Source organism: Pseudomonas sp. GL-R-26 (assembly GCF_019947365.1).
Lineage (GTDB): Bacteria > Pseudomonadota > Gammaproteobacteria > Pseudomonadales > Pseudomonadaceae > Aquipseudomonas.
In genome coordinates, this window is the sequence record NZ_JAGYGI010000002.1 from 262,195 (window position 1) to 285,892 (window position 23,698).

21 protein-coding genes are annotated in these 23,698 nt (G+C 56.2%); 9 read left to right on the top strand and 12 right to left on the bottom strand.

All coding sequences use genetic code 11. The features are described 5' to 3' along the window. The first annotated feature begins 609 nt into the window (after window positions 1-609). The 3 genes from KGA96_RS04415 to KGA96_RS04425 all read left to right on the top strand — a co-directional run bounded on the left by KGA96_RS04415 (window position 610) and on the right by KGA96_RS04425 (window position 3,152). Window positions 610-1,467 (top strand): hypothetical protein, encoded by an 858-nt coding sequence (locus KGA96_RS04415; protein WP_223511773.1) that lies wholly within the window; start codon window positions 610-612, stop codon window positions 1,465-1,467. Beyond that, window positions 1,464-1,829 carry a hypothetical protein gene (locus tag KGA96_RS04420; RefSeq protein ID WP_152644241.1) on the top strand — a complete coding sequence of 122 codons (366 nt, stop codon included), beginning with the start codon at window positions 1,464-1,466 and terminating at the stop codon, window positions 1,827-1,829. The genes KGA96_RS04415 and KGA96_RS04420 overlap by 4 nt, the downstream gene beginning before the upstream one ends. Before the next feature lie 243 nt (window positions 1,830-2,072). Next, complete coding sequence (locus KGA96_RS04425; protein WP_223511781.1) at window positions 2,073-3,152, top strand: reverse transcriptase family protein; 1,080 nt, start codon at window positions 2,073-2,075, stop codon at window positions 3,150-3,152. 260 nt (window positions 3,153-3,412) lie between these two features. Here the strand turns inward: KGA96_RS04425 and KGA96_RS04430 are convergent, their stop codons facing one another. From KGA96_RS04430 to KGA96_RS04450, 5 genes are all read right to left on the bottom strand, one after another. Then, window positions 3,413-4,351: a hypothetical protein gene (locus KGA96_RS04430; RefSeq protein ID WP_223511782.1), complete on the bottom strand. Its 939-nt coding sequence runs from the start codon at window positions 4,349-4,351 to the stop codon at window positions 3,413-3,415. Window positions 4,352-4,769: 418 nt separating this feature from the next. Then, the gene (locus KGA96_RS04435; RefSeq protein ID WP_223511784.1) at window positions 4,770-6,116 is read right to left on the bottom strand and encodes an FRG domain-containing protein; all 1,347 of its coding nucleotides are present in this window, start codon (window positions 6,114-6,116) and stop codon (window positions 4,770-4,772) included. 395 nt (window positions 6,117-6,511) lie between these two features. Continuing rightward, a complete protein-coding gene (locus KGA96_RS04440; RefSeq protein ID WP_223511786.1) occupies window positions 6,512-7,222 on the bottom strand; it encodes an SDR family NAD(P)-dependent oxidoreductase in 711 nt (236 codons plus the stop codon). A gap of 44 nt (window positions 7,223-7,266) precedes the next feature. Next, on the bottom strand, window positions 7,267-7,923 hold the full coding sequence (locus tag KGA96_RS04445; protein ID WP_223511788.1) for a DsbA family oxidoreductase: 657 nt from the start codon (window positions 7,921-7,923) through the stop codon (window positions 7,267-7,269). Beyond that, window positions 7,920-8,141 carry a tautomerase family protein gene (locus tag KGA96_RS04450; protein ID WP_007972813.1) on the bottom strand — a complete coding sequence of 74 codons (222 nt, stop codon included), beginning with the start codon at window positions 8,139-8,141 and terminating at the stop codon, window positions 7,920-7,922. The genes KGA96_RS04445 and KGA96_RS04450 overlap by 4 nt, the downstream gene beginning before the upstream one ends. A 541-nt stretch (window positions 8,142-8,682) precedes the next feature. Here KGA96_RS04450 and KGA96_RS04455 point away from each other — a divergent pair. Beyond that, a complete protein-coding gene (locus KGA96_RS04455) occupies window positions 8,683-8,976 on the top strand; it encodes a DUF3077 domain-containing protein (RefSeq protein WP_223511790.1) in 294 nt (97 codons plus the stop codon). A gap of 575 nt (window positions 8,977-9,551) precedes the next feature. Here the strand turns inward: KGA96_RS04455 and KGA96_RS04460 are convergent. The 5 genes from KGA96_RS04460 to KGA96_RS04480 all read right to left on the bottom strand — a co-directional run bounded on the left by KGA96_RS04460 (window position 9,552) and on the right by KGA96_RS04480 (window position 16,742). Then, window positions 9,552-10,838 (bottom strand): OprD family porin, encoded by a 1,287-nt coding sequence (locus KGA96_RS04460; RefSeq protein ID WP_223511792.1) that lies wholly within the window; start codon window positions 10,836-10,838, stop codon window positions 9,552-9,554. 261 nt (window positions 10,839-11,099) lie between these two features. After that, window positions 11,100-11,771 carry a DsbA family protein gene (locus KGA96_RS04465; RefSeq protein WP_223511794.1) on the bottom strand — a complete coding sequence of 224 codons (672 nt, stop codon included), beginning with the start codon at window positions 11,769-11,771 and terminating at the stop codon, window positions 11,100-11,102. A gap of 220 nt (window positions 11,772-11,991) precedes the next feature. After that, window positions 11,992-12,204 (bottom strand): hypothetical protein, encoded by a 213-nt coding sequence (locus tag KGA96_RS04470; RefSeq protein WP_007972820.1) that lies wholly within the window; start codon window positions 12,202-12,204, stop codon window positions 11,992-11,994. 244 nt (window positions 12,205-12,448) lie between these two features. Then, entirely contained in the window at window positions 12,449-13,555 is a 1,107-nt protein-coding gene (gene aguA / locus KGA96_RS04475) for an agmatine deiminase (protein WP_046040822.1), read from the bottom strand. 274 nt (window positions 13,556-13,829) lie between these two features. After that, window positions 13,830-16,742: an aminotransferase gene (locus tag KGA96_RS04480; RefSeq protein ID WP_223511803.1), complete on the bottom strand. Its 2,913-nt coding sequence runs from the start codon at window positions 16,740-16,742 to the stop codon at window positions 13,830-13,832. 186 nt (window positions 16,743-16,928) lie between these two features. On the opposite strand from KGA96_RS04480, the gene rfbC reads away from it, so the two are divergent. The 4 genes from rfbC (at window position 16,929) to KGA96_RS04500 (ending at window position 21,263) form a co-directional block, all read left to right on the top strand. Beyond that, window positions 16,929-17,474: a dTDP-4-dehydrorhamnose 3,5-epimerase gene (rfbC, locus tag KGA96_RS04485; RefSeq protein ID WP_046040819.1), complete on the top strand. Its 546-nt coding sequence runs from the start codon at window positions 16,929-16,931 to the stop codon at window positions 17,472-17,474. A gap of 93 nt (window positions 17,475-17,567) precedes the next feature. After that, window positions 17,568-19,376 carry an ATP-binding protein gene (locus KGA96_RS04490; RefSeq protein WP_046040890.1) on the top strand — a complete coding sequence of 603 codons (1,809 nt, stop codon included), beginning with the start codon at window positions 17,568-17,570 and terminating at the stop codon, window positions 19,374-19,376. Further along, window positions 19,373-20,767 (top strand): sigma-54-dependent transcriptional regulator, encoded by a 1,395-nt coding sequence (locus tag KGA96_RS04495; protein WP_223511805.1) that lies wholly within the window; start codon window positions 19,373-19,375, stop codon window positions 20,765-20,767. Before KGA96_RS04490 ends, KGA96_RS04495 begins: the two co-directional genes overlap by 4 nt. Before the next feature lie 40 nt (window positions 20,768-20,807). Then, on the top strand, window positions 20,808-21,263 hold the full coding sequence (locus KGA96_RS04500) for a YiiD C-terminal domain-containing protein (protein WP_008003181.1): 456 nt from the start codon (window positions 20,808-20,810) through the stop codon (window positions 21,261-21,263). Between the two features lie 163 nt (window positions 21,264-21,426). On the opposite strand, the gene cysQ is transcribed toward KGA96_RS04500, so the two are convergent. Next, window positions 21,427-22,254 (bottom strand): 3'(2'),5'-bisphosphate nucleotidase CysQ, encoded by an 828-nt coding sequence (cysQ, locus tag KGA96_RS04505; protein ID WP_223465546.1) that lies wholly within the window; start codon window positions 22,252-22,254, stop codon window positions 21,427-21,429. Then, window positions 22,251-22,817 carry an ADP compounds hydrolase NudE gene (nudE, locus tag KGA96_RS04510; protein ID WP_046040814.1) on the bottom strand — a complete coding sequence of 189 codons (567 nt, stop codon included), beginning with the start codon at window positions 22,815-22,817 and terminating at the stop codon, window positions 22,251-22,253. The genes cysQ and nudE overlap by 4 nt, the downstream gene beginning before the upstream one ends. Before the next feature lie 88 nt (window positions 22,818-22,905). Between nudE and yrfG the strand changes: the two genes are divergently transcribed. Beyond that, window positions 22,906-23,568, top strand: a complete 663-nt coding sequence (yrfG, locus tag KGA96_RS04515) for a GMP/IMP nucleotidase (RefSeq protein ID WP_046040812.1) — start codon at window positions 22,906-22,908, stop codon at window positions 23,566-23,568. Window positions 23,569-23,698: the final 130 nt, after the last annotated feature.

The window sequence follows — 23,698 nt, forward strand, 5'->3', positions numbered from 1 at the left end:
GGATTTTCGCTCCTGCTCCGACTATCAAACGTGCTCTAAAACGTTTTCACACAGCCCGGACCGATGGCTGCCGGTTAGATAAGGTCCAATCCCTTCACTCGAGCCCGGCCGTGTTTGATATGACCTGCGTTTCGCTGATCGCGTGAAGCGCTCCCCGCACGCTCTCACCTACCTTTGCAGCATTTTTAATGCTCAGCCCACAGAGTTGGCTCCGTGCCTGCCGCATCGAAGTCTTAGCCGGCGGTGCCACGATCTACTTCATACGGGCTCAGGCAGCGAAACGTAGAAGCCTTCAACAAGGTCAACGGCAACCCGGTCACACTGTACCAAGTCGTGCAAAACCACCTCGGAGAGTTCAGCTCACACCAGGTGTTCGAATTGCAAAAAATGACCCGCCTAGAACCCCTGACCGACATGCAGTGCACCGCAAAAACCTTTTACCTGTGGCACCACGCCTTGACTCTCAGTGAGTCGGCGAAAATATGGTTGCGTTGTACGTCGATTCTAATATAGCGTATTGCCACTGCTTTTTTTCAAGGTTTCAAAAGTAGATAAGTTGATATTCAGATTTTAATCTTCGTTTCACAGGGCAGATAGTGTGAAAGTATTATGAATAAAGATTCGTTTGTTTTAGTGTCAAAGCTTGTGCTTAAGCAGCCTTGGTTGATACCTAAGCTGGACGATCTTTATGAAATTTTGTATTTCGACTGCTCAGAAGAGATGTCGAGAAACTTGATTTATGAGTTGTTAGATAGATTTCTGTATGTTGATACAGCAATGCATCATGCGCACATGCTTGATCTGGCTCTTGAAATTGTATCGGAGCCAGGTATCAGCGATGAAAACACTCAGGTTGTGGCGATGTCTGCGGACTGGAATGCAGATAGCTCGCTGGAGATTATTTATAATCTTAAGCCATTGATGGAAGGGCATGGTTGGAGAAAGTACTCCCTCATCAATCGATATACCCATGCGCTAAAGACATATAATGCTACAGGGCAAAATAATATTATTCTGGTTGATGACTTTATTGGGTCTGGTCAAACAGTGCTTGGTCGGATCAAGACAATTAAGGCTCAGTTCGATGGCTCTAACATTACTGATTATACAATTAGGGTTAAAGCGCTGTCGTCTACTCAAGCTGGGTTGGATAATCTTATTGCATCAGGAGTTCATGTTACAGCTCAAAAAATAATAAAAAAGGGTATTGATGACTTTTATGACGCTCCCACCGCTGCTGAGCATAGGGCTCGGATGCTGGCTATAGAGTCATTGCTGTCTCCTCGCTATATATCCGGAGGAGAGGAAAGAGAAATGCCAAGCTTGGGTTATAATGGAGCACAAGCTGTTTACTGTCGAGAGAACGCCAATACTCCAAATAGTGTATTCCCTGTGTTTTGGTGGCCATTCAAGGCAGATGGGGCTGAGCGAAAAGTAGTGCTCGTTAGAGCTATGGGGGATGCATGAGTAGTGATCGCATTGATACTTACTGCCCAACAATGACTGACTTGAAGATACTTAATATACTATTGTCTTCGTCTGGAGCTCTTGATTCATTTACAATTTTCAGGCGAAGTAAGTTTGGGTTGAAATTGTTTTTTGAGCGTTATTCAAAGCTCTTATACTTGTCATTTGTTAGTGAAGAAGACGGTGTAGCAAGGCTTACTGCTGCAGGTAGGGCTTTGATAAAATATAATTTGCCTCGGCTGGGCAATGTTAAAAGGCAATGGCGTGAGGCCCCGGAGAGATTCATCGGGACACGCCTACGAGATGGTGAATTTTATATCCCGAATCTTGAGCTATTAAGTATTGGTACCTTTCCAGGTTGATTTTTTTATGTATAATTAAAGTGCCTGCAGAGGCTAGTACGTAGGAGTGTAGTCGCTCCCCGGGTCAGGTTCCCGATAACCAAGAATCATGCGCTCAGCGGTGAAGCATGCTGAACGCATGATGCTTACAAAACGCTTCGCGTTTTGACGCAGTAATCTCCAGCGAGAATTCCGCTTCGCGCAATTATCACTGGAGATTATCTGACCATGCTAAAGTATAGAAGGTAGCCTCTGTAGGTTCTTATGAATGAAGCTGTTGTTAAAACTTGGCGTAAGCATTTTGAACGACGCGGGATCTCGCGCGAGTTAATAGAATCTTATCTGCCATACATACAGAAGCTTTGCAAAACGTCCTCTCCGGTTATTTTTGAGTTTGAGCATTTATCGCTCCTAATTGGCGTTGAGCAACATGAGTTGCGTAAGATGGTTAACGCACCTCATGCGTTTTATCGCTCGTTTCAAATAAAGAAGCGCTCTGGAGGTTTGCGTAAAATTTGCGCCCCCTACCCATCAATGTTGATGTGCCAAGATTGGATATATAACAATATTCTTATAAATAAGCCGGTGCACTCAGCTGCGCACGGATTTGTCCCTGGCCGATCTATTTTTAGCAATGCTTCGGCGCACTTGAACTCGAAGTGTTTAATGAAGATGGATTTGAAAGACTTTTTTCCGTCCATTCCGATTAATTGGGTCGTGAACTATTTTTTAAGCTTGGGATATGCTGATAATGTTTCATTTTACTTAGCCGCCCTATGTTGTAGTGAAGGTCGGTTGGTTCAAGGCTCATCAACTAGTCCATACCTTACAAATATATTATTGAAAAATCTGGATGAGCGAATTTCGTTACTTGCAAAATCCTATAATTTGAATTTCACTCGATATGCTGATGATTTAACTTTTTCTGGTGAATATATCCCGCACAAGCTGATCGGTGTTGTGACGAAAATAATTGTCCAGTATGGTTTAGCTGTAAATGATAAAAAAACCAGGCTTCAGATTGGTTCGAATCAAAGAATTGTAACTGGTCTCTCTGTGGCAGGCAGCATGTTAGCAGTGCCAAGAACATTTAAAAGAGATTTAAAGTTGGAGCTTCACTTTATTAAAAAGTATGGATATGGCTCTCATGTCTCTAAAATGAAAATTCGCAATCCTTATTATATTGAATCATTAATAGGCAAATTGAATTTTTGGTTGCAGGTGGAACCGTCAAATATGGATGCCTTATCGGGGATTAAATTGCTGAAAGGGATTCAGCAAGGTGAAATTTCACTGCTTCAGCGCTCTGTGGGGGATAGTGATCAGTTAAATCTTCATGCTTGACTCTGACTTTTGATTTTTTCGTCAAGAAGGAGAAGACATTAGTTCTTGGGCGTTTCCTACCTACAGCAATATCGTCGCAAAGACAAAACTGGTCAAGCCGTACGTATTGCTCATCCCTCACGAGCATCTCGACTCTTACATAGATGTAGAGAGCAAGGTTGCAGTCAAAGGCTTTGAAAACAACGGCGAAGCTCCTAACTAATACGACCCTGCTCACGTGGCATATGAGCAGGGCATTGGCCCGACTTCATGTGAGCTTATCAGTAACCGAGCCCAAGGTGATTCCGCCCACCAGCTATAGATATTTCATCGGTCACAGCTTGGATAGATTCAACACTATCATCCCACTGGACACCCTCCCCCTTTAACTTATCGATAAGATGATTTACCGATTGTGCCTTATAGAGGAGATTGCGGAGCATAATAGCTATATTAATAAACTTATCACTGAACGAAGCATAACTAAGAGAGATAATCTGCTGATTACCGAAATAGTCATCCCATACAGTTCTTGATGTGCACTGCGCTAGAGCATTAAGTTTTAATTCGTCTAGCGATGTATACTTGCCCTCCAAAGCCAAGAAATACAAAGCTTCTTCAGGACGTTCGAATGCCATGAATATGATAAATTGCTCTCCATGCCTGGAAATTGACATAAGACTATCATAAGTCTTTCGAATTACATTCTCTAGAAATTTTCCATGCTCAACAAGAACAGAATCCCTAGCAAAAGACTCTACCTCTAGAACGGCCTTAGCATGAATATAGTACAACAGCGTGTTGATATAAATATCACAATCTGCTTTTAGCTCAAGAACATAGGATTGAATTTCATCGATATTTTTATCGTAAAAGGCTGGATATCGATCACCGATCCTTATTTGCAGTTCGGCAATGAGGGCGCTTGATTTTTCACTGACCTTTTCAGCCCTAGCCATCAGGATAGATTCTTTCCTATAGCTTTTTGACTCTCTCCAAAAATTGTGCAGGTCGTTATAACTTGCCAACAGCGCCCGATTACCAGTTTGATGATGCAGCTTGTGCAGTACATCAATTAAAGGGGAAAAATCCATCAGTACGTTGATATTGTTTATAGGGCGAATGAGCGAGAAGAACTCAGGAATTGAGTAGCCTTCGGACAAATAGCCGAGTTGCCCATTTTTTTTCCGAGCAGCGATCATCAGCTTAGATTCAGACATGCTCCCTCCCCTTAAGATTTGGTCCCCCCCGCAGAAGCCTACAGAGGGCATAAGTTAAGCACGTGCTCCACGCTGCTTAAGAGAACCACTCACTGGATGCGAATGTGGCTCATTAGGAAATTTTTTAACTTTGGTTTTGTCAGTCGCGAACGTCCACTTTTTCGAAAGCTGCCTATAAGGAAGGGAAGCAATCGACAAAATGGCCGATAAATATATAGGCTAGTAGCCATTTTGAAAACTTCTCATTTTTTGTCGACGCCGGTCAGCGTCTATGACTCCCACTATCCTAATTTTACCTCGTATTCACGGCCAGTTGCTTTCATTCCATTGCTGGTGTGCAGGGTCGAAGCTGCCCACCCTCTACCTTCGGAGTCCTCGGAGATGAAGGGCAAGCCAGCACTCTCTAAATTGTCCCGTGTCATGTACCTAACTCGGCACTGTCAGACCGGCCCGTAGCATTCGAGATTCCCGAGAAAGAGTATTTTTGTGCCACGTACTTCGCCGAATTCTCGATATACGGAAAGACAGTACTCTCGTTGATGTTCAGCAGATCCAACTGACGCAAAATTTCGAATTTATTCGAGACGGAAATTCGCTTCAAGCTGATTTCCTCCGTGCCACTTTCATTGAGCACTGCGTCCAGCCCAAACAGCAAAAATGCTCCGGATTGAGAGGTAATGCGACTATTACTGCGTTTGCCTTTAACACAGAGGATAGTGCGCAGGTGTTCCCGCTTGATACGCGGCTCAAAAAACGACTTCTCTTCTTTGACAAAGTGGATAAGTCGCCGAAGAGTTAGCTGGCCATTGAACTCGTCGATGTCTTCAATGCTATGATCAATGGCGTCCTTATCGACCTTTGGTAGCCGAGCTAAATTCGCAAGACAGCTTGCAGTGTCAGAATCAAAGTACTTAATCTGCTCCCGATCAACTGTCAGGATGATGACCTCCCCTTCAACATTGGGGTTCGATTTGCATGCGAAATACAACGCAATTAAGGGATTCGATGTGATGTCGAGAAGCCGAGTTGGTAGCGAGTAGTGTTGCATGCGTACCAGTCGGTCGAGAGTGTAGTTGTCCTCGTGAAAGTCGATAGAATTCGAGACTAACAGTTCACGATACAGCGTATGTTCGTAGTCCAAGTACAGGTAATTGCCTTGTGCGTCTTTTCTGAACAGTGATGGCTCTAGCTTGTATCGGACACGACTTGAATGGCCGCGATAAAAAACCTCCCTCGCACCCGAATGGACCTGAAACACCTGCTGAATAAACTCGCCCACCGTCGACACCTTGAGTGACGGTGGAGCCTCCGGTAGGGCGTCGACTAATGCTGGCTCTTGTTCCGGTCCAGCCGCCTCACCTGCGCCCAGTAGGCCGCGCTCACGCAACCGTACGAAAAGGTCTTCATCTTTAATCGCCCAATGCGTACGACTCATCTCCCAATCTCTGATGTCCAGCAACGAAGCGATTGGTTTGATAGTTGCGTACGGAATGGGGGGGATATCGCTACTCAGTTCAAATTCAATGCGTATGGAACGTCCTTGCTCCTTGATCGAGCGTAGTATGCCGACCCGAACGTCCTCCTCATCCCCTTCATAAGCGAAGAGGCACGGCCATGACAGGAGAGTTTGGATATGGCTATCCGTCAGAATCGTGAACGCTTCTGCGATCTTGTCGTTTGTGTACTCAAGAAATCGGCTACGGTCATAAAGGTAGAAGCCATGGTCCCAAGCACCGCTGCGCGCCGTAACAAAGAAGTGATACATACTTTCCCTAGTTTTCTATCGTTGTTAATGGCCCCTCAGCCACCCTGCTCTCCCATTACAGACAATCAATCTTATCAAATGCAAGCCTGTAGGAGGGTTAAAGACCGTGCATATAAATGGAGTTTTGATTTCACTACCCATGCTGCACTGGTACGCATGGGTCGACAACATGTCTGACGCCATATGAATCCCCGATTCGATTCCACCGAACGCCATATCTAGCTGATTTATTTATAGTTATTAGTTGGGGTACGCCGAATTTTCCACCGCAATCCAGACGCCCGGAAAACCTGACCTCCCCGAAGCATACCGTTCGTCTGGTGCCGCACCATACAAAACAAAGCCCCTGCAGAAATGCAGGGGCTTCGTTGTTTCCGGGCTTTGAAAAATCGCGTTCAGTGTCCCGCGCTCTGACCACCGTCCACGTGCAGGATTTCGCCGGTGACGAACTTGGCGCCGTCCAGATACACGACCGCTTGTGCAATATCATCGATCTCGCCCATGTGCCCGACCGGGTGCAGATTGCCCAGTGCGGCGTGGGTTTCTTCGCCGTGCATCGGGGTCTTGATGATGCCCGGGCTGACCGCGTTTACCCGGATCCCGCGTTTGGCGTATTCGATGGCCAGGGATTTGGTTGCCGCGTTGAGTCCGCCCTTGGTCAGTGAAGCCAGCACCGATGGCACGCCGTCGATGGCGTGGTCCACCAGGCTGGTGGTGATGTTGACGACGTGGCCGCTGCCCTGTTTTTCCATCTCGGCGATGGCGAGTTGGGTGATGTAGAAGAAGCCATTGACGTTCACCGACAACACATTGGCGTAGTCTTCTGCGGTGTACGCGGTGAACGGCTTGGCGATGAAGATCCCGGCGTTGTTGACCAGGGTGTCGATGCGACCGAAACGGGAAATCGCTTCACGGATGACACGCTGGGCGGTTTCCGGTTCGCCGATGTCACCAGCCACGGTGTGAATGTCCGGATCGGTGGATGGTTTGATCGAGCGCGATGTGGCGACGATCCGGTAACCGAGTTCACGAAAGGCTTTGACCATACCGTCGCCGAGACCTTGGGATGCGCCGGTGATTACGATAACTTTTTTCGAAATGCTCATGATGAAGACCTCTGACAATAAAGAATGGGGTAGAAAATCTGTAATCAGGCTTCGGCCGGGGGGTTCGCCATTTGTCGCAACATCTGTTCGTAGTACTCGACCGATTGCGAACCGGACACCAGGTAGCGACCGTTCAGCACCATGGCTGGGACCGAGTTGATGCCGTGCTGGCGGTAATACATTTCAAGCTCTCGCACTTCACTGGCAAATGCGTCGGACGTCAGCACCTCTCTCGCCCCTGTCGCATCCAGCCCCGCTTCAGTCGCCAGGCGCACCAGCGTCGAGTGATCACTCGGGTTCTGGCCTTCGCTGAAGTAGGCCTGTAGCAGCACCTTCTTCAGCTCGACCTGCCGGCCTTCCTGCAACGCCCACAGCAACAAACGGTGCGCATCGAAGGTGTTGTAGAAATGCGTGCGTTTCTCCAGATCGAACTTGAAGCCGATGGCCTCGCCGCGAGCGATTTGCATGGCCTTGCCGGCGGCGACGTCGTCGGCCGTTCTCCCGTACTTACGCATCAAGTGCTCGACCGCTTGCTCACCTTCGGCCGGCATATCCGGGTTCAACTCGAACGGCTTGTAGGTCAGCTCGACCGAGACTTCCCCGGCCACGTTTTCGATCGCTTGCTCCAGCGCCGTCGCCCCCAGTGCGCACCAGGGGCACACCACATCGGAAATGAAATCGATGGTGACGGAGGACGTCATGACTTCCCCTCCGCCTCGGCCAGTTGCTTGCGGTACTGGGTGGTGGTGATGCCGGCGTAACCCCAGTTATCGGTGTCGACTTCCTCGATCACGATGTGGGTCAGGTCAGGGCGTTTATTGAGGACGCGTTCCAGTGTTTCAGTGATCTCGGCAATGACCTGAGCTTTCTGCTCAGTGGTAACGCCATCGCGGGTGATGCGTACGGTTACGAAAGGCATGAGGGAAACTCCAGTGACCTTCCCGTCGGGATGATGGGAGAGGCGTTGGAGATGAATGTATGGGGTTGGCGGGAGGGGATAAAGGTGGGGGCGGGAACTTCATTCGTTACGTGGCGTAATGAATTAACAAGCCCTGTTGGCCAAGATCGTAGGTTGCGAATCGCCCTGCCCCACGCTAGGCTGCCCACATCGCTGCAAAATCAGCGACCGGGTTTGGCGACCCGACCCAAACAATAGGCGCACAGGCGCCACCATAACGATTGCTGGCGTTTTTTTTCGCTCGTATTTTCCCGTTATGGTAGCTGTGCGCGGGAGACCTTTGGGTCTGCCGGGTTCCTATTGTCCCGGTTCGCCAACCTGCGCACAGCTGCCACCCATAATCGTTTGGCGACGGTTCGTGGCAGTTCCTCAACGATAGGAGCTAGACCATGTATAAAATTGATTCGTCCAAAGTCTGTGTTTTCACGTTCTTTGTACCAACGCCGGCCCTTCGTCGAAGGCATGCAAATACTCAATTCCTCCCAACCAGCGGAGGTGTCCAATGACCAATCCCCAAGATCTGAAAACCATCGGCCTCACCCACTTCTCCTTCCACGCCAACGAACCGCTGTTTCGCGTCAACGCTGGCGTTCCGGTTATCCAGGCGCTCTACCACGCTTCCGATCTACTCCATGTTGCCAAACTGCTCGCATCAGACGCGGCCATGGTTCGCGATACTGATCGGCACGCCTGGGCGTCGCATTTTTTGCAGGATATGAGTAAGGCGATCATCGATGATGTGGTGAAGGTGCTTGATGCACCATGCAACAACCGAGTCAGCAATGTCGCGCCATGATCTGAGCTGCAAGCTTAAAAAAGCCCCGAATCAGCGGTAATGCTGTTCACTTACGGCCGACACTGAACCCGTGGCGAGGGAGCTTGCTCCCGCTTGAGTGCGTAGCACTCACAAAAAATGGCATTGTTGTCACATTTTTGGGGCCGCTACGCAGCCCAGCGGGAGCAAGCTCCCTCGCCACAAAAGTAGGTGTGCCTGAAGCACCGCGCTTAAGTGAACAGCATTACGAATCAGCGGGGCCTTTTTGCTTTTCGATCAAGCTTCGGGGACTCCAAACGCAAAGCGAAAAAAGTCTAAACGCTGGCAGTCCACACATAACGAGTGGGTTGCCATACGGATTGACGTAAGCGCCACTGCTGTCAGAGAATCGAACCAAGAGCGCGAAACCGACTGCCATCAGGTGGCGATAGTCGGCGTTAGGAACCCCGTTGATGACCTGAAAATCAGCGCCCGGGTGAGACCTCTTTTAAAAGCAGCCTTATCGGTTGCTTTTTTATGCCCACAAAAAAGCCCCGAACCAGTCGGGGCTTTTCCTTTCTCAGCCTGTGATCAGGCCTCGATACCACAACCCATCATCAGAAAATATTGATCGGGTAATCCACAAACACACGCACTTCGTTGCCGCTGACGTTGTACTCGCTCGACTTCTGCGACACGCGCAGGACCGAGCTGCGCAGTTTCACGCTGAGGTCTTTGGCCGGGCCGCTTTGGACGACGTATTTGATCTGGTTGAAGATCTCGCGCTCGGTGCCACCTTCGCTGGTGGACGTGGTGATGTTGTCGCCGCGCACGTAGGCCACGTTGTAGCTCAGGCCCGGTACACCGAAGGTGCTGAAGTCCAGGCCGTAGCCCACTTGCCAGCTGCGTTCGTCTTCGGCGTTGAAGTCGGACCAGTAGGAGTTCGCCAGGTAGATGGTGTTGCCACCGTCGCCGACGCGACCCTGGTCTTTCTGGTAGCCGCCGTAGGCGTAGCCCAGGTTGCTGTCGCCCGTGCTGCGCTGGTGTGCGAGGGTGAACGAGTGCGGGCCGGTGATGAAGGTGGCCGCCAGGCTCCAGATCTTGTTGTCGTCGCCGGTGATACCGTTTTCGCCGACGTAGGAGTCTTCCAGCTTGGTGCGGTAGCCGTTGAAGTCCAGGGTCAGGGACTGATCCTTGTCGATCGGGAACACGTAGTTGGCGTTCACGTATTGCTTCTTCAGCACGTCTTCGACGTCGGAAGCGTACAGCGCGGCCTTGAATTGCTCGGTGAACTGGTAGCTACCGCCCAGTACGTTGATCGATTTCAAGCCACCGCTGTCACGGCCTTCGGCGCTTTTGCGCGATTCGGCGGTGAAGCGCCCGGCGTCCAGTTGCAGGCCTTTGATCTCTTTGGAGGTGATCAAGGTGCCGGTGTAGCTTTCCGGCAGCAGGCGCGAGTTGTCGTAGTTCAGCACCGGCAGGGCCGGCATCTGGTCGCCGTAGGTCAGGGTGGTGCTGGACAGGCGGAACTTGATTGCTGCGCCGCCCTTGGACAGATCGTCCGCCGGCTGGCCACTGTCGCCCTTCTTGAAGAAATCGATGCCTTGCGCGCCGCTACGGTCTTCGCTGCGCTCCAGGTTCAGTGCGTACAACCCGAAAGCGTCCACACCCACACCGACGGTGCCTTGGGTGAAGCCGGACGAGAACGTGCCAATGGCCGCCTGGCCCCACTCGGACTTATCCGGGTTGCCGTCTTTGTAGTCACGGTTCATGTAAGCATTGCGCAGCAGCACTTTGAGGCTGCTGTCTTCAACAAAACCCTTGGATTCGGCCTGGTCGTTCGCCATGGCCTGTGTCGCACTCAACATCCCCAGAGCGATCAGGCTGATTCGCTTGTTCAACATTTTGTTCTTTTCCTTATTTCCGGTTGATACGCGCTGTGTCGAACGGCCGAAACGGCGCTATCGCGCTCTTTTTTCATGACGAAAACAAAAAGGCCCGCCCACGATTTCTCGCGGCGGGCCTTTTTATAATTTTTGATCGTGGCGGTCGGCCACAGGCGTTGGGCCGAATCGTAGCTGCGTCCTTAACGATGTGTCAATTTCATGAATCGTCTGAAAACAGGCGAAAACCGTCTAAGAAATTGCTTTACGCGGCAGGAATATTCAATCCGTGCAGCCATCGAGGCCACAGGCTGCTACGGAAATGGATGACCCCTGATCGGGCAGCGACTGCCCCAGCCACTGCGCAAAAGCCTGGGGTTTGCCCAGCCATGGCCCGATATCGATCAGGGTGAATTGGTCATCGTGCTCAAGCGCCAGGGTCGGAAAACCCTGCCCGCCGACCTTGGCCAATAGAGCCCGGCTGTTCCTGATATGGTCTTCGGTGTCGGCCGCCCTGAAGGCTTTTTCGAAGGCTTCGCGGTCCAGCCCCATACCGTGGGCAAGTTCAAACAGTACTGACTCGTCGGCGATGCGGCGCCCCTCCACGTAGTGAGCACTCTGCAAACGCCCCAACAACTCCAGCCCGCGACCGGTCATTTGCTCGGCAGCCAGCACCGCAGCGATGGGTGGCGCCGAGTCGAACACGGCGGTGTGATCACGCAGCAAACCTTCGAAATAGGCTTCACCGAACGGCTGCCCGCTGTATTCGGCGATGCGCCGGTCGTGGGGCATGACGTAATTGCGCAGTTGGGGCGAAACCTTTTGCCGATTGGCCCCCGTCATCATGCCGCCACCGTGGGCAATCACGGGCAGCACAGCCTGGGCGGCCTGCAGCAGCGGTTTGGCGCCGTAGCACCAACCGCACAAGGGGTCGTAGATGTAATGCAGGATCATGGGAGAGCTCCGACAGAAATTCAGGAAAGTTCGATGTCGGCAGGTTAGTGCCGCAGCAGCCCCGGAAAAACGCCGGATTGGCTTTCAGTCTGTTGCTTGAATCGGTCGAATGGTTGCGTCTCAAACCCTGTGGGATTGTGGTGATTGCAGGAATCTGCGGGCAAAAAAAAGCGCTGCCATCCCGGCAGCGCTTTTTTTGTTCAATCCGTTGTTTTTCTTCTTATCCTTCCATTACATCCCACAACGCATCCAGTTCCGCCTCGCTGAATAAACCAGCAGGGTAACGCTCGATCATCGTCCGGCGCGGATCAGTTTCGCTGATCTGACGCATTCCATTGGACTTGAACCAGTGCGCCAGGATCTGGAGCGATTCGCTGTTTACTGCCAGGGGATGCAACGCCTTGTCGCTCACTACGTTCACTTCGGCGTTCATTTCAGCGCTCTCTCCCGGTTTGTGAGCGGCTAACTTATCCAAGGTTTATGACAGAACATCGAAGTCCTCCCCCTCCCCGAGTTACAACAGCAGAGATACAAGAGCTGTGCCAAGGTCTCTGAAGTGTGTCCTTGTATATACAAAAAAGCCCGCAGGCCTGTAGGGCCGCGGGCTCCGTGCAACGCTGGTGGCTTATCGACAGCCTGAGGAATTTTGCAATCAACTCAAGCTGTTACGACCTAACTCACTCCTTGTGCGGCGCGGGTTGTTGCTGGGTAAGGCAGTGAATATTGCCGCCCCCCAGTAACAGTTCGCGACCAGGCACCATCACCACTTCATGCTGTGGGAACAGGTTCTGCAAGATCTCCTTTGCCGGGCCATCCTGCGGGTCGTCAAAGCACGGCGCGATGATGCCGCCGTTGACGATCAGGAAGTTCACGTAGGAACCGGCCAGACGAACAGTAGGATTACGTTCCTGCGTACCATCGACCGGATCGACACCGGCGCACTCTTCCTCGGTCGCAAACAGCGGGCCCGGGATCGGCATCTTATGCACCGTGAACGGGCGGCCCTTGGCGTCGGTGCTGCCTTGCAGCACTTTCATCGCCGACTGGCAGCGCGGGTAGTTCGGGTCCTGCGGATCATCGGTCCAGGCCAGCAGCACTTCACCCGGGCGCACGTAGCAGCAGAAGTTATCCACATGACCATCGGTTTCATCGTTGAACAAGCCATCCGGCAACCAGATGATTTTATCCACAGCCAGGTTTGCACTCAGCACCGCTTCGATTTCTGCGCGATTCATGTGCGGATTGCGATTGCGATTGAGCAGGCATTCCTCGGTGGTGATCAGGGTGCCTTCGCCGTCGACGTGAATCGAACCGCCTTCAAGCACGAAGCCTTCGGTGCAGTAGCGCGGGCTGCGCTCGATCTCCAGGATCTTGCCGCCGACCTGCGAGTCACGGTTCCATGGCGAATACAGGCCGCCGTCGAAGCCGCCCCACGAATTGAAGTCCCAGTTCACGCCACGGACTTCACCCTTGTTATTGATGACAAAGGTCGGGCCGGTGTCGCGGACCCAGGCGTCGTCACTGGACATTTCCACCACACGAATATTCGGCACGTCCAGACGGGCACGGGCGTTTTCGTACTGGCCGGCGGAAACCGCCACGGTCACCGGTTCGAAACGGGCGATGGCCTTGGCCACTGCCACGTGGGCGGCTTGTGCTGGTTTGCCACCCAGACGCCAGTTGTCCGGGCGCTCGGGCCAGATCATCCAGGTCTGGGTTTGGGGTGCCCATTCGGCTGGCATGTAGAAGCCGTCGGCGCGAGGGGAGCTGTTCAACGTGGTCATGGCTCAGGACTCCGGAGTGACATTGATACCTGACAGAAATGGAAGCGCATTGGTACACGCCGTGGACTGGCCACTTTATATCCGATAAATATCGGCTTTTAAAGCACCTTACATCCAGAGTTACAAAAACAACCGATCGAAAGCCGATATCAATCGAACTAGCACTACCACCCCTGTGGGAGCGAGCTTGCTCGCGATGAGGCCATTCCAGTCACATACTTTTCGACTGAAAGACCGCTATTGCGAGCAGGCTCGCTCCCACAGGGGGATGTGTTTACAGCCCTTCCGCGAGCACCTTCGACAGCATGTCCACGAAGAAATCCACGCTCTGGCGCGAAGTCACCATCGGCGGCTTGATCTTGAGGATGTTCAGGTAATCGCCGGTCGGCTGCATGAAGATCCCCAGTTCACGCAAACGGTCGCACAGTGCGGTGGTTTCCTCGGTGGCCGGCTCCAGGGTTTCGCGGTTGCGGATCAACTCGACGCCCAGGTAAAAACCGGAACCGTGCACCGCGCCCACTAACGGATGAATATCGATCAACGCTTCGAGGCGCTTCTTGAAGTGCCCGCCTACGACCTGGGCGTTCTCCCAGAGCTTTTCCTCGTGCATCACATCCAGCACGGCCATGCCAACCTGGCAACTGACCGGGCTACCGCCGGCGGACGAGAAGAAGTAACCCTCGGCCTCCAGCGCCTCGGCGATTTCCCGGCGGGTGATGACCGCGCCCAGTGGCTGGCCGTTGCCCATGCCCTTGGCCATGGTGATGATGTCCGGCACCACGCCCTGCTCTTCGAAGCCCCAGAAGAAATCGCCCATGCGCCCGTAGCCCACCTGCACTTCGTCGGCGATGCACACGCCGCCCCGAGCCCGGACCATTGCATAGACTTGTTTCAAATAGCCTGGTGGCAGCGAGATACCGCCGGCATTGCCGTACACCGGTTCGCAGATGAAACCGGCCAGTTGGCGATTCTGCTCGGTGATTTTCGCCAGGTTGTGTTCGACGCTGCGCACATAATCCGGTGCGCTGTCGGGGCCACGGAATTCACCGCGATAGGTGTTTGGCGCGGTCACCGGGTGCACCCAGTCCGGGCGGCTGCTCAACGCCTTGGGGTTGTCGGCGATCGAGGTCGACACCGAATCCGCGCCCACGGTCCAGCCGTGGTAGGCCTCCAGCACACTGAGCATGTCGCGGCCGCCGCTGTAGGCCCACGCCAGGCGAATCGCCAGGTCGTTGGCTTCGCTGCCGCTGTTGACCAGGAACACGCGATCCATGCCGTCAGGGGACAGCTTCAGCAACCGTTCGGAGAACTCGGCCACGGCAGCGTAGTTGAAGCGCGAGTTGGTGTTGAGCAATGACCACTGGCGGCTGGCGACGGCGGCCATGCGTGGATGGCCGTGACCCAGCACCGCGACATTGTTGAGCATGTCGAGGTAGGAACGGCCCTGCATGTCGATCAAATGGTTGCGCCAGCCGCGTTCGATGCGCGGCGGGTCGACGTAGTAGTGTTTTTGCGTGCGGGCGAAGCTGGCATCGCGCCGGGCCAGCAGGGTCGGGCCGTCGAGCTCGGCTTCGGCGTCACAGGCCAGCCCCAGCAACGCTGCCGGCGAAGGGCACAATGCTTGCCAGGCCGCCGCGCGCGAAGGTGTACAGAACAACGGCGCATTGATCGACGCGCCACGGCACAACTGCACGATCAATGGCCCGCTGACCGAGCCCAGTACCTGGCCTTTGACCAGGGCTGCGCCGCTGTGCAGAGACGGCGTGACACCCCAAAGCCGCACACTCAGTTGCGGGCCGTCCAATTGCAGCACGCCCACCGATGGGTGATGCACCACCCCGGCAAACGGCGCTTCGACCGCTGTGCCCTGAGGCACACGCAACTCGACGTGCAACGGGCAAGTGTCCGGTTCAGCGGCGCTGTCCGGGCGGGTGTGGGACAGGCGGTATTGCCCGTAACGACTGGCCGCCAGGCCATGTGCCACGGCCGCTTCATCCAGCAGGCGCTGATCGACGCCCTCCTGCTCCCAGTTCCCCGCTTCGAAATGCGGACTGAGCACGCCCAGGTCGATCAAGGCGAACTCACGCCCCACCAGGCTCGGCAACAGCGGCGCGAAGCCTTCGCGGCCGATGGTGGGCAGGTTCTGGCCGACGGCGGTGAGGATCGCCGCTTCCATCAGCGCCAACGGCACCGACGTGGCCACACGGAAGATTTCCCACTCATGGACCAGGTTATCGCGGCTGTACGCATTGCCCGGATCGATGCTGACCTGCTGTTCGCCGCTGAGCACCAACACCGCCGCACGGGCGACGATCAGCGGCCACAACGCCAGCAGTTCTTCGTGTTGCAACGGGTTGACCGCGTGATACGCCTGGATTGCCGGCAAAATGCAGAACGGATCGCCCTCGCCATGATGCAGCAGCGCGGCGCAGGTCACCGACAGATCGGTAATGCGCCAGGTGCGCACCAGGTCGCCGAAATCGATCACGCCTTGCAACTGCCAATGGCGCTGCGCATCGCGCTGCCACACCACGTTGTCGTCGGTGATGTCCATGTGAATGGCCTGCACCGGCAGTTTGTCCTGCAGCGGCTGCAAATGCCGCTCGGCTTGCCCGGACGCTTCGACGATGAGTTTGCGCTTGGCTTCATCCTTGATCACCGACAGCAAATGCGCGATCAGGGCGTGAGCATGGCGGGCATCCCATTGCAGGGTTCGCACCAGCCCCGGATGGTCGAAATCCGCCAGGGCCAGGTCCATTTCACCGCACAGGCGCCCGAAGCCGGACACCACCGTCGGGTTGAAATGGCCGAGGCTCGTCAGCGGCTGGCCTTCGATGTAGTCGAGCAGGCGAACGTGTACCGCCTGGCCGTCCACGTCCAGCGACAGCAGGTCTGCACCGTTTTTCGCCGCGATAACACGCGGCACCTGTACATCCGGGTGCTCGCCCAGATGCTTGAGCCCGGCGTGTTGTGCCTGAATCTCCAGTACCGAGTAGTCGCCACGGCAGATTTTCAGGACGAAACGTCCCCGCTCGCTGTCGACGCGGTAGTTCAGGTCTTGCTGGCTGCCAAGGGCCTGCAACCTGCCGCTGAGCCCGTAATGTTCTTCCAGCAGCCCTAGCGCTTGCTCCACAGACACCTGCGGGCTGGGCAAACTGGCGCGATGAATCAACGTGGCGAGCGGCATACAACGACCCCTGAAATTTTATTAGGCGCCTATATCGCCACTGGTTCGGGCGATACGCAACCCCCCCACTGCCGGCGCCGGTCGTTTGTCGGGGCGGTATTGAGCGTTTTATCCCTGCGTACTCGCCTCGATCTGCACTTTGCGCAAGAATGGCGGCCATCAAACGCCTGTTACTGGAGAAAGACCATGAATGTAGTGACCACCGACCTGCCCGGTGTTCTGATCCTCGAACCCAAGGTCTTTGGTGACGAACGTGGTTTCTTCTACGAGAGCTTCAACGCCAGGGCTTTCAAAGAGGCCACCGGACTGGACACTGAGTTCGTTCAAGACAATCACTCCCGCTCACAAAAGGGCGTGCTGCGCGGTCTGCATTACCAACTGGAAAATACCCAGGGAAAACTGGTTCGCGTCACGGCCGGTGAAGTGCTGGACGTCGCCGTAGACATCCGTCGTAGCTCACCGCACTTCGGTAAATGGGTCGCTGTGCGCCTGTCTGCCGCCAATCATCGCCAACTCTGGGTTCCGGAAGGTTTCGCCCACGGGTTCGTGGTCTTGAGCGAGTTTGCCGAGTTCCTATACAAAACCACCGACTACTACACGCCATCGGCCGAGCGCAGCATTCGCTGGGACGACCCGGACCTGGCCATCGACTGGCAACTGGAGGACACGCCGCAGCTGTCGGCGAAAGATCAGGCCGGCGTATTCTTCAAGGATGCCGACGTCTTTGCCTGAAAGGCCGGCTGAAGCTGGCCGATCAAGATGCAGCTGACCCAAGGCGGGCAAGCCTAGGCATAATGCGCCTGTACCCACAGGCGCATGCTGCTCATGAAACCGACTCTCCCCCCCAGACCCCGTTGGCGCAGCCTGGCCCTGCTGGCACTGTGCCTGGCGCCGTTGCTGTGGCCGCTGGAGCATCTCGCCGAGCGTTACTACCGCAGCGAGCTGGCCAGTCAGAATCGTCAGACCCTCGACCTCTACGTCGCCAACCTGTTGGGTACCCTGCACCGCTATGAAGTGTTGCCGCAGATCCTCGGCGACCTGCCCGCCTTGCGTGCCGTGCTCGGCGCGCCGGACGATGGCGTCACCCAAGGCAATGCCAACCGCCTGCTGAAAAACATCGCCACCCAGACCGGTGCCGAAGTCATGTACCTGATGGACGCCACTGGCAAGACCCTGGCCGCCTCCAACTGGGACAAACACGACAGTTTTGTCGGGCGCAACTTTTCCTTCCGGCCATATTTCAGCGAAGCCATGGCCGGGCGGCTCGGGCGCTTTTTCGGCCTGGGCACGACCTCCGCCAAGCGCGGTTACTTCTTCGCCGCCGGTGTGCGCGACGGCGAAAAAATCGTCGGCGTATTGGTGGTCAAGGTCGACCTCGACCACACCGAAAGCCTGTGGGGCAAAACCCCGGAGCAACTGCTGCTGACCGATCACAACGGCGTGGTCATTCTCACCTCGCGACCGGAGTGGCGATTCCGCTCGACCCGTTCGTTGAGCGAAGACGAAAGCAAAGCCATCACTGCGATCCAGCCCTATCCAACCCGCGATCCAAAACCGCTGAAGCTCAACCCCAATGCCTGGCTGACCCAGACCCAGCAGATCGCCGAAACCGGCTGGGACGTCAGCATCCTCGCCCCGCGCACCTTGATCGACCGTCCGGTGCGCACGGTGGTGGCCATCGGTGGCGCAGCGTTGTTGGTGTTGATGCTGTTGCTTGGCTTGATGATGCAGCGCCGCCGCCATTACCTCGAGCGCATTGCTTTCGAAGCCAAGGCTCGTCGCGAGCTGGAAGGCCGGGTCGCCGAGCGCACCAGCGATCTCGAAGGCCTGAACCGGCGCCTTAAACAGGAAGTGCTGGAGCGCGAACAGGCTCAGCAGGAGCTGGTCCGCGCCCAGGATGATCTGGTGCAGGCCGGCAAATTGTCGGCGCTGGGCACCATGTCGGCGAGCATCAGCCACGAACTCAATCAGCCGCTGGCAGCAATTCGCAGCTACGCGGAAAACGCCGAAGTGTTGCTCGATCACCAGCGCACCGACGATGCCCGCGGCAACCTCAAGCTGATCAGCGAATTGACCGGTCGCATGGCCTCGATCATCGCCCACCTGCGCGCCTTTGCCCGACGCGATCGGCACGCCCCGGAAAGCGTCGCCCTGCAACCGGCGCTGGACGATGCCCTGGCCTTGCTGGCCAAGCGTCGACGCAGCATGGAAGTCGAACTGATCCGCGACTTGCCCGCCGCCACCCTGTGGGTCGAGGCCGGGGAAACCCGCCTGCGCCAGGTACTCGGCAATCTGCTGGCCAACGCCCTGGATGCCCTGACGGAAAAAGGCCCGCCACGTAAACTCTGGCTCAGTGCCCAATCCACGGCCGATGGCGTCAACCTGTACATTCGCGACAACGGCCCCGGCTTTTGCATGGAAGCCCTTGGGCGCGCCAGCGAACCGTTCTACACCACCAAGACCCGCACCCAGGGCCTTGGCCTGGGGCTGGCGATTTGCGAAACCCTGATGCGCGCCTTCGGCGGTGAACTGTCGTTCGCCAACCACAAGGAGGGCGGCGCCCTGATTACCCTGAAGCTGCGCGCAGGCGCACCGGGCGTGAGCCTGCAACCGTCCGAGGACCGAAGTGCATGACCATCGACAACCGCATTCAGGTCGTGTTGATCGACGACGACCCCCATCTGCGCCAGGCCTTGAGCCAGACGCTGGACCTGGCGGGCCTGAAAATCCTGCCGCTGGCCGAAGCCAAGGGTCTGGCCGCACAACTTGAACGTGATTGGCCAGGGGTGGTGGTCAGCGACATCCGCATGCCCGGCATGGACGGTCTGGAACTGTTGACCGAACTGCACGCCCAGGACCCGGAGCTACCGGTGCTGCTGATCACCGGCCACGGCGATGTGCCGCTGGCGGTGCAGGCCATGCGCGCCGGGGCCTATGACTTTCTGGAAAAACCCTTCGCCAGCGACGCCCTGCTCGACAGTGTGCGCCGCGCGTTGGCCCTGCGCCGGCTGGTGCTGGACAACCGAAGCCTGCGGCTGGCCTTGAGTGACCGCAACGAGCTGAGCGCGCGGCTGGTTGGCCACTCACCTTCGATGCTGCGCCTGCGCGAGCAGATCGGCGCCCTGGCGGCGACCAGGGCCGATGTGCTGATCCTCGGCGAAACCGGCGCAGGCAAAGAAGTCGTGGCCCGGGCGCTGCACGATTTATCAAGCCGTCGCAACGGTCCGTTCGTAGCCATCAACGCCGGTGCCCTGGCCGAATCAGTGGTCGAAAGCGAGTTGTTCGGCCACGAGCCCGGCGCCTTCACCGGCGCGCAGAAACGCCGCATCGGCAAGTTCGAATTCGCCAATGGCGGCACGTTGTTCCTCGATGAAATCGAAAGCATGAGCCTGGATGTGCAGGTCAAGTTGCTGCGTTTGCTGCAAGAGCGGGTGGTCGAACGCCTGGGCGGCAATCAGCTGATCCCGCTGGACATCCGCATCATCGCTGCCACCAAGGAAGACCTGCGCCAGGCAGCGGATCAAGGGCGTTTCCGTGCCGACCTGTATTACCGCCTGAACGTCGCGCCGCTACGGATTCCACCGCTGCGCGAACGGGGCGAAGATGCGCTGATGTTGTTCCAGCATTTTGCCGATGAAGCCAGTGCCCGCCACGGCTTGCCGCCCCATGAACTGCAACCGGGACAACGTGCCTTGCTGCTGCGCCACACCTGGCCGGGCAACGTGCGCGAGCTGCAAAATGCGGCCGAACGTTTTGCCCTCGGGCTGGAACTGGCCCTCGACAACAGCACACCGGAAGGCGGCACTGGCAACAGGGTCGAAGCCGTCAGCGGCGGTTTGAGCGAGCAAGTGGAGAACTTCGAAAAAACCCTCATCGCCGCCGAACTGGCACGCTCGCACAGCTCGGTGCGCAGCGTCGCCGAAGCCCTCGGAATTCCGCGCAAAACCCTGCACGACAAACTGCGTAAGCACGGTTTGAGTTTCGCCGACAGTGGTGCCTCGGCCCACCCTGACGACCTCGACTGAGCTACCGTCCAATCATCCACTTCACGCCAGAGGCCCCTCAATGAGCCGCGACAGTCGACAACTGGAATCCGTTCTCCATCACGACATTCCTCTCACCCGGGACATGGGCCTCAAAGTGCTCGACTGGCATGACCAGCAACTGCGTCTGCACTTGCCGCTGGAAGCCAACGTCAACCACAAGAGCACCATGTTCGGTGGCAGCCTGTATTGCGGCGCGGTCCTGGCCGGTTGGGGCTGGCTGCATCTGCGCCTCAAGGAAGAAGGCATTACCGACGGGCACATCGTTATTCAGGAAGGGCAGATCAGCTATCCGCTGCCGGTGACGGGGGATGCCAATGCCATTTGCCAGGCGCCGGACCCGGTGATCTGGAAGAAATTCCTGACCACCTTCCAGCGATACAGCCGAGCACGGTTGACGCTGCATACGCGGGTCGTCAATGAAGGCCGTGATGAGGATGCGGTTAGGTTTGTCGGGCAGTACGTGTTGCACCGCTGAACCGGCTGACACAACACCTGTGGCGAGGGGGCTTGCCCCCGTTCGACTGCGTAGCAGGCGCAATCCAGACAACCGATTCTAACGGATACTGCGCGAGGGCAGATTTGGGGCAGCTTCGCTGCCCAACGGGGGCAAGCCCCCTCGCCACAAAGTAAAGGCGAGCTCAGGACCGTGCCAGTTCCAACAACTTCTCCCGCCAAGCCGCCTTCGCCGGCAACGCCAGGAAGAACGCATTCAACAGCGACTCCCTTGCCGGATAACTGAACGGCTCACCGCTCAACTCCAGCACCTCACCGCCCGCACCTTCCAGCACACCTTGCGCTGCAGCCGTGTCCCACTGGGAAGTCGGTGCCAGGCGTGGATAGCAATCCGCCGTCCCTTCAGCCAGCAGGCAAAACTTCAGCGAACTGCCGATATTGGCCAGTTGCAGCTCGCCAAGGCTGGCGCTCAACCCCGCCAGCAAACGCTCCTGCTCCGGGCTCGAATGGCGACGACTGGCCACCACGGTGAACGACTCGCCGGGCGCTAATGCATCACGCACCTTGATCGCCACGGGCGTGCCACCTTTATCGCCACGCCAGGCGCCGAGTCCCGCACCACCGACGTAAAAACGCCCGTTGGTCGGCATCGACACCACACCGAACACCACCCGACCGTTTTCGATCAAAGCAATGTTGACGGTGAACTCTTCGCTGCCGTTGATGAATTCCTTGGTGCCATCCAGCGGATCGACCAGCCACCAGCGCTGCCATCCGGCCCGCACGCTTTGGGGAATGTTGGCGTCTTCCTCGGAGAGCACCGGGATGCTCGGATCGAGCACCGTCAGCCCGGCCAGAATCAGGTGGTGCGCGGCCAGGTCAGCAGCGGTCACCGGCGAGTCATCAGCCTTCGCCGTGACGGCCGTACCTGTGCGCCAGAACGGCAGGATCGCATCACCGGCCTGCAAGGCCAGCTCAATTACCGGCGCCATCAACGGATGCGGGAAATTCATGGCTGGAACGCTCCGCGCTGAGTCAACAGGTCTCGGGCCAGGTACAGCGCCGCCAAGGCACGGCCTTCGGTAAATTGCGGGTTTTGCGCCAGCGCCGAAAGCTCCCGCAGATTGACCTTGTCCACCCGCATAGGCTCTGGCTCGTCGCCTTCCAGACGCGCTTCGTAGAGGTCAGTAGCCAGCACCACTTGAATCTTCTGGCTCATGTAACCGGGGGACAGCGACAACTCGGTCAGGTGCTCCAGTTGCCGCGCGCCAAAACCGGCCTCTTCCTTGAGTTCACGCTCGGCTGCTGCCAGCACGTCTTCGCCCGGCTCGATCAAACCCTTGGGCAATGACATTTCATATTCATCCGTGCCGCCGCAATACTCCTCGACCAGCACCGCATGCTCGGCATCGAGCATCGCCACGATCATCACCGCGCCGTACCCGGCACCCTTGCCGACCAGGCGTTCATACGTGCGCTCCACGCCGTTGGAAAAGCGCAGCTTCAGCTCTTCCACGCAGAACAATCGACTGGTGGCGACAATTTCGCGGGCGAGTATGGTGGGTTTCTGGCGCATGCAAAGCTCCTTGGCGTGAACGCGCTACTATAACGCGGCTTTCCCGATTGTTTACGCCAGAAATCTTTCTACTGCCCGAGACGTTGCCATGCCTTCATTACCCTGGTCCGACATCGATACCGTTCTGCTGGACATGGACGGCACGCTGCTGGACCTGCATTTCGACAACCACTTCTGGATGGAGCACCTGCCCCAGCGTTACGCCGAACTGCACGGGGTCAGCCGGGCCATGGCCGAGATGGAACTGCAGCCGTTGTTCGAGCGCCATGCCGGCCAGTTGCAGTGGTACTGCCTGGACTTCTGGAGCGCCGAACTGAAACTGTCGGTGCGCGACCTGAAACTGGAAACCGCGCATCTGATCGCCCTGCGCCCGGATGCCGACACCTTTCTGGCGGCGATCAAACGGGCCGGAAAGCGCGTGGTGCTGATCACCAATGCCCATCGGGATGCGCTGTCGTTGAAGCTGGAAAAAATCGAACTGGCGCCCTACTTCGAGCGTTTGATCAGCTCCCATGACTACGGCTTCCCCAAGGAAAGCCCGCAGTTCTGGGATGCGCTGCAAGCCGATATCGATTTCGATCCTGCGCGCAGCCTGTTCATCGATGATACGTTGCCGATCCTGCGCAGTGCACGGGACTTTGGCGTGGCGCATTTGCTGGCCGTGCGTGAGCCGGACAGCCGCAAGGGGCCGAAGGATACGGCGGAGTTTGCGGCGGTCGGGGATTATCGGGATTTGATTGCGGGGCTTTGAACCTGGCGCGGTCAATGTGGCGAGGGAGCTTGCTCCCGCTCGGCTGCGCAGCAGTCGCCTTTCAGCTGACGCGATCTATCGGAAAGAACGCATTGGCCGAATTGGGAGTGCTTCGCACTCCAACGGGGGC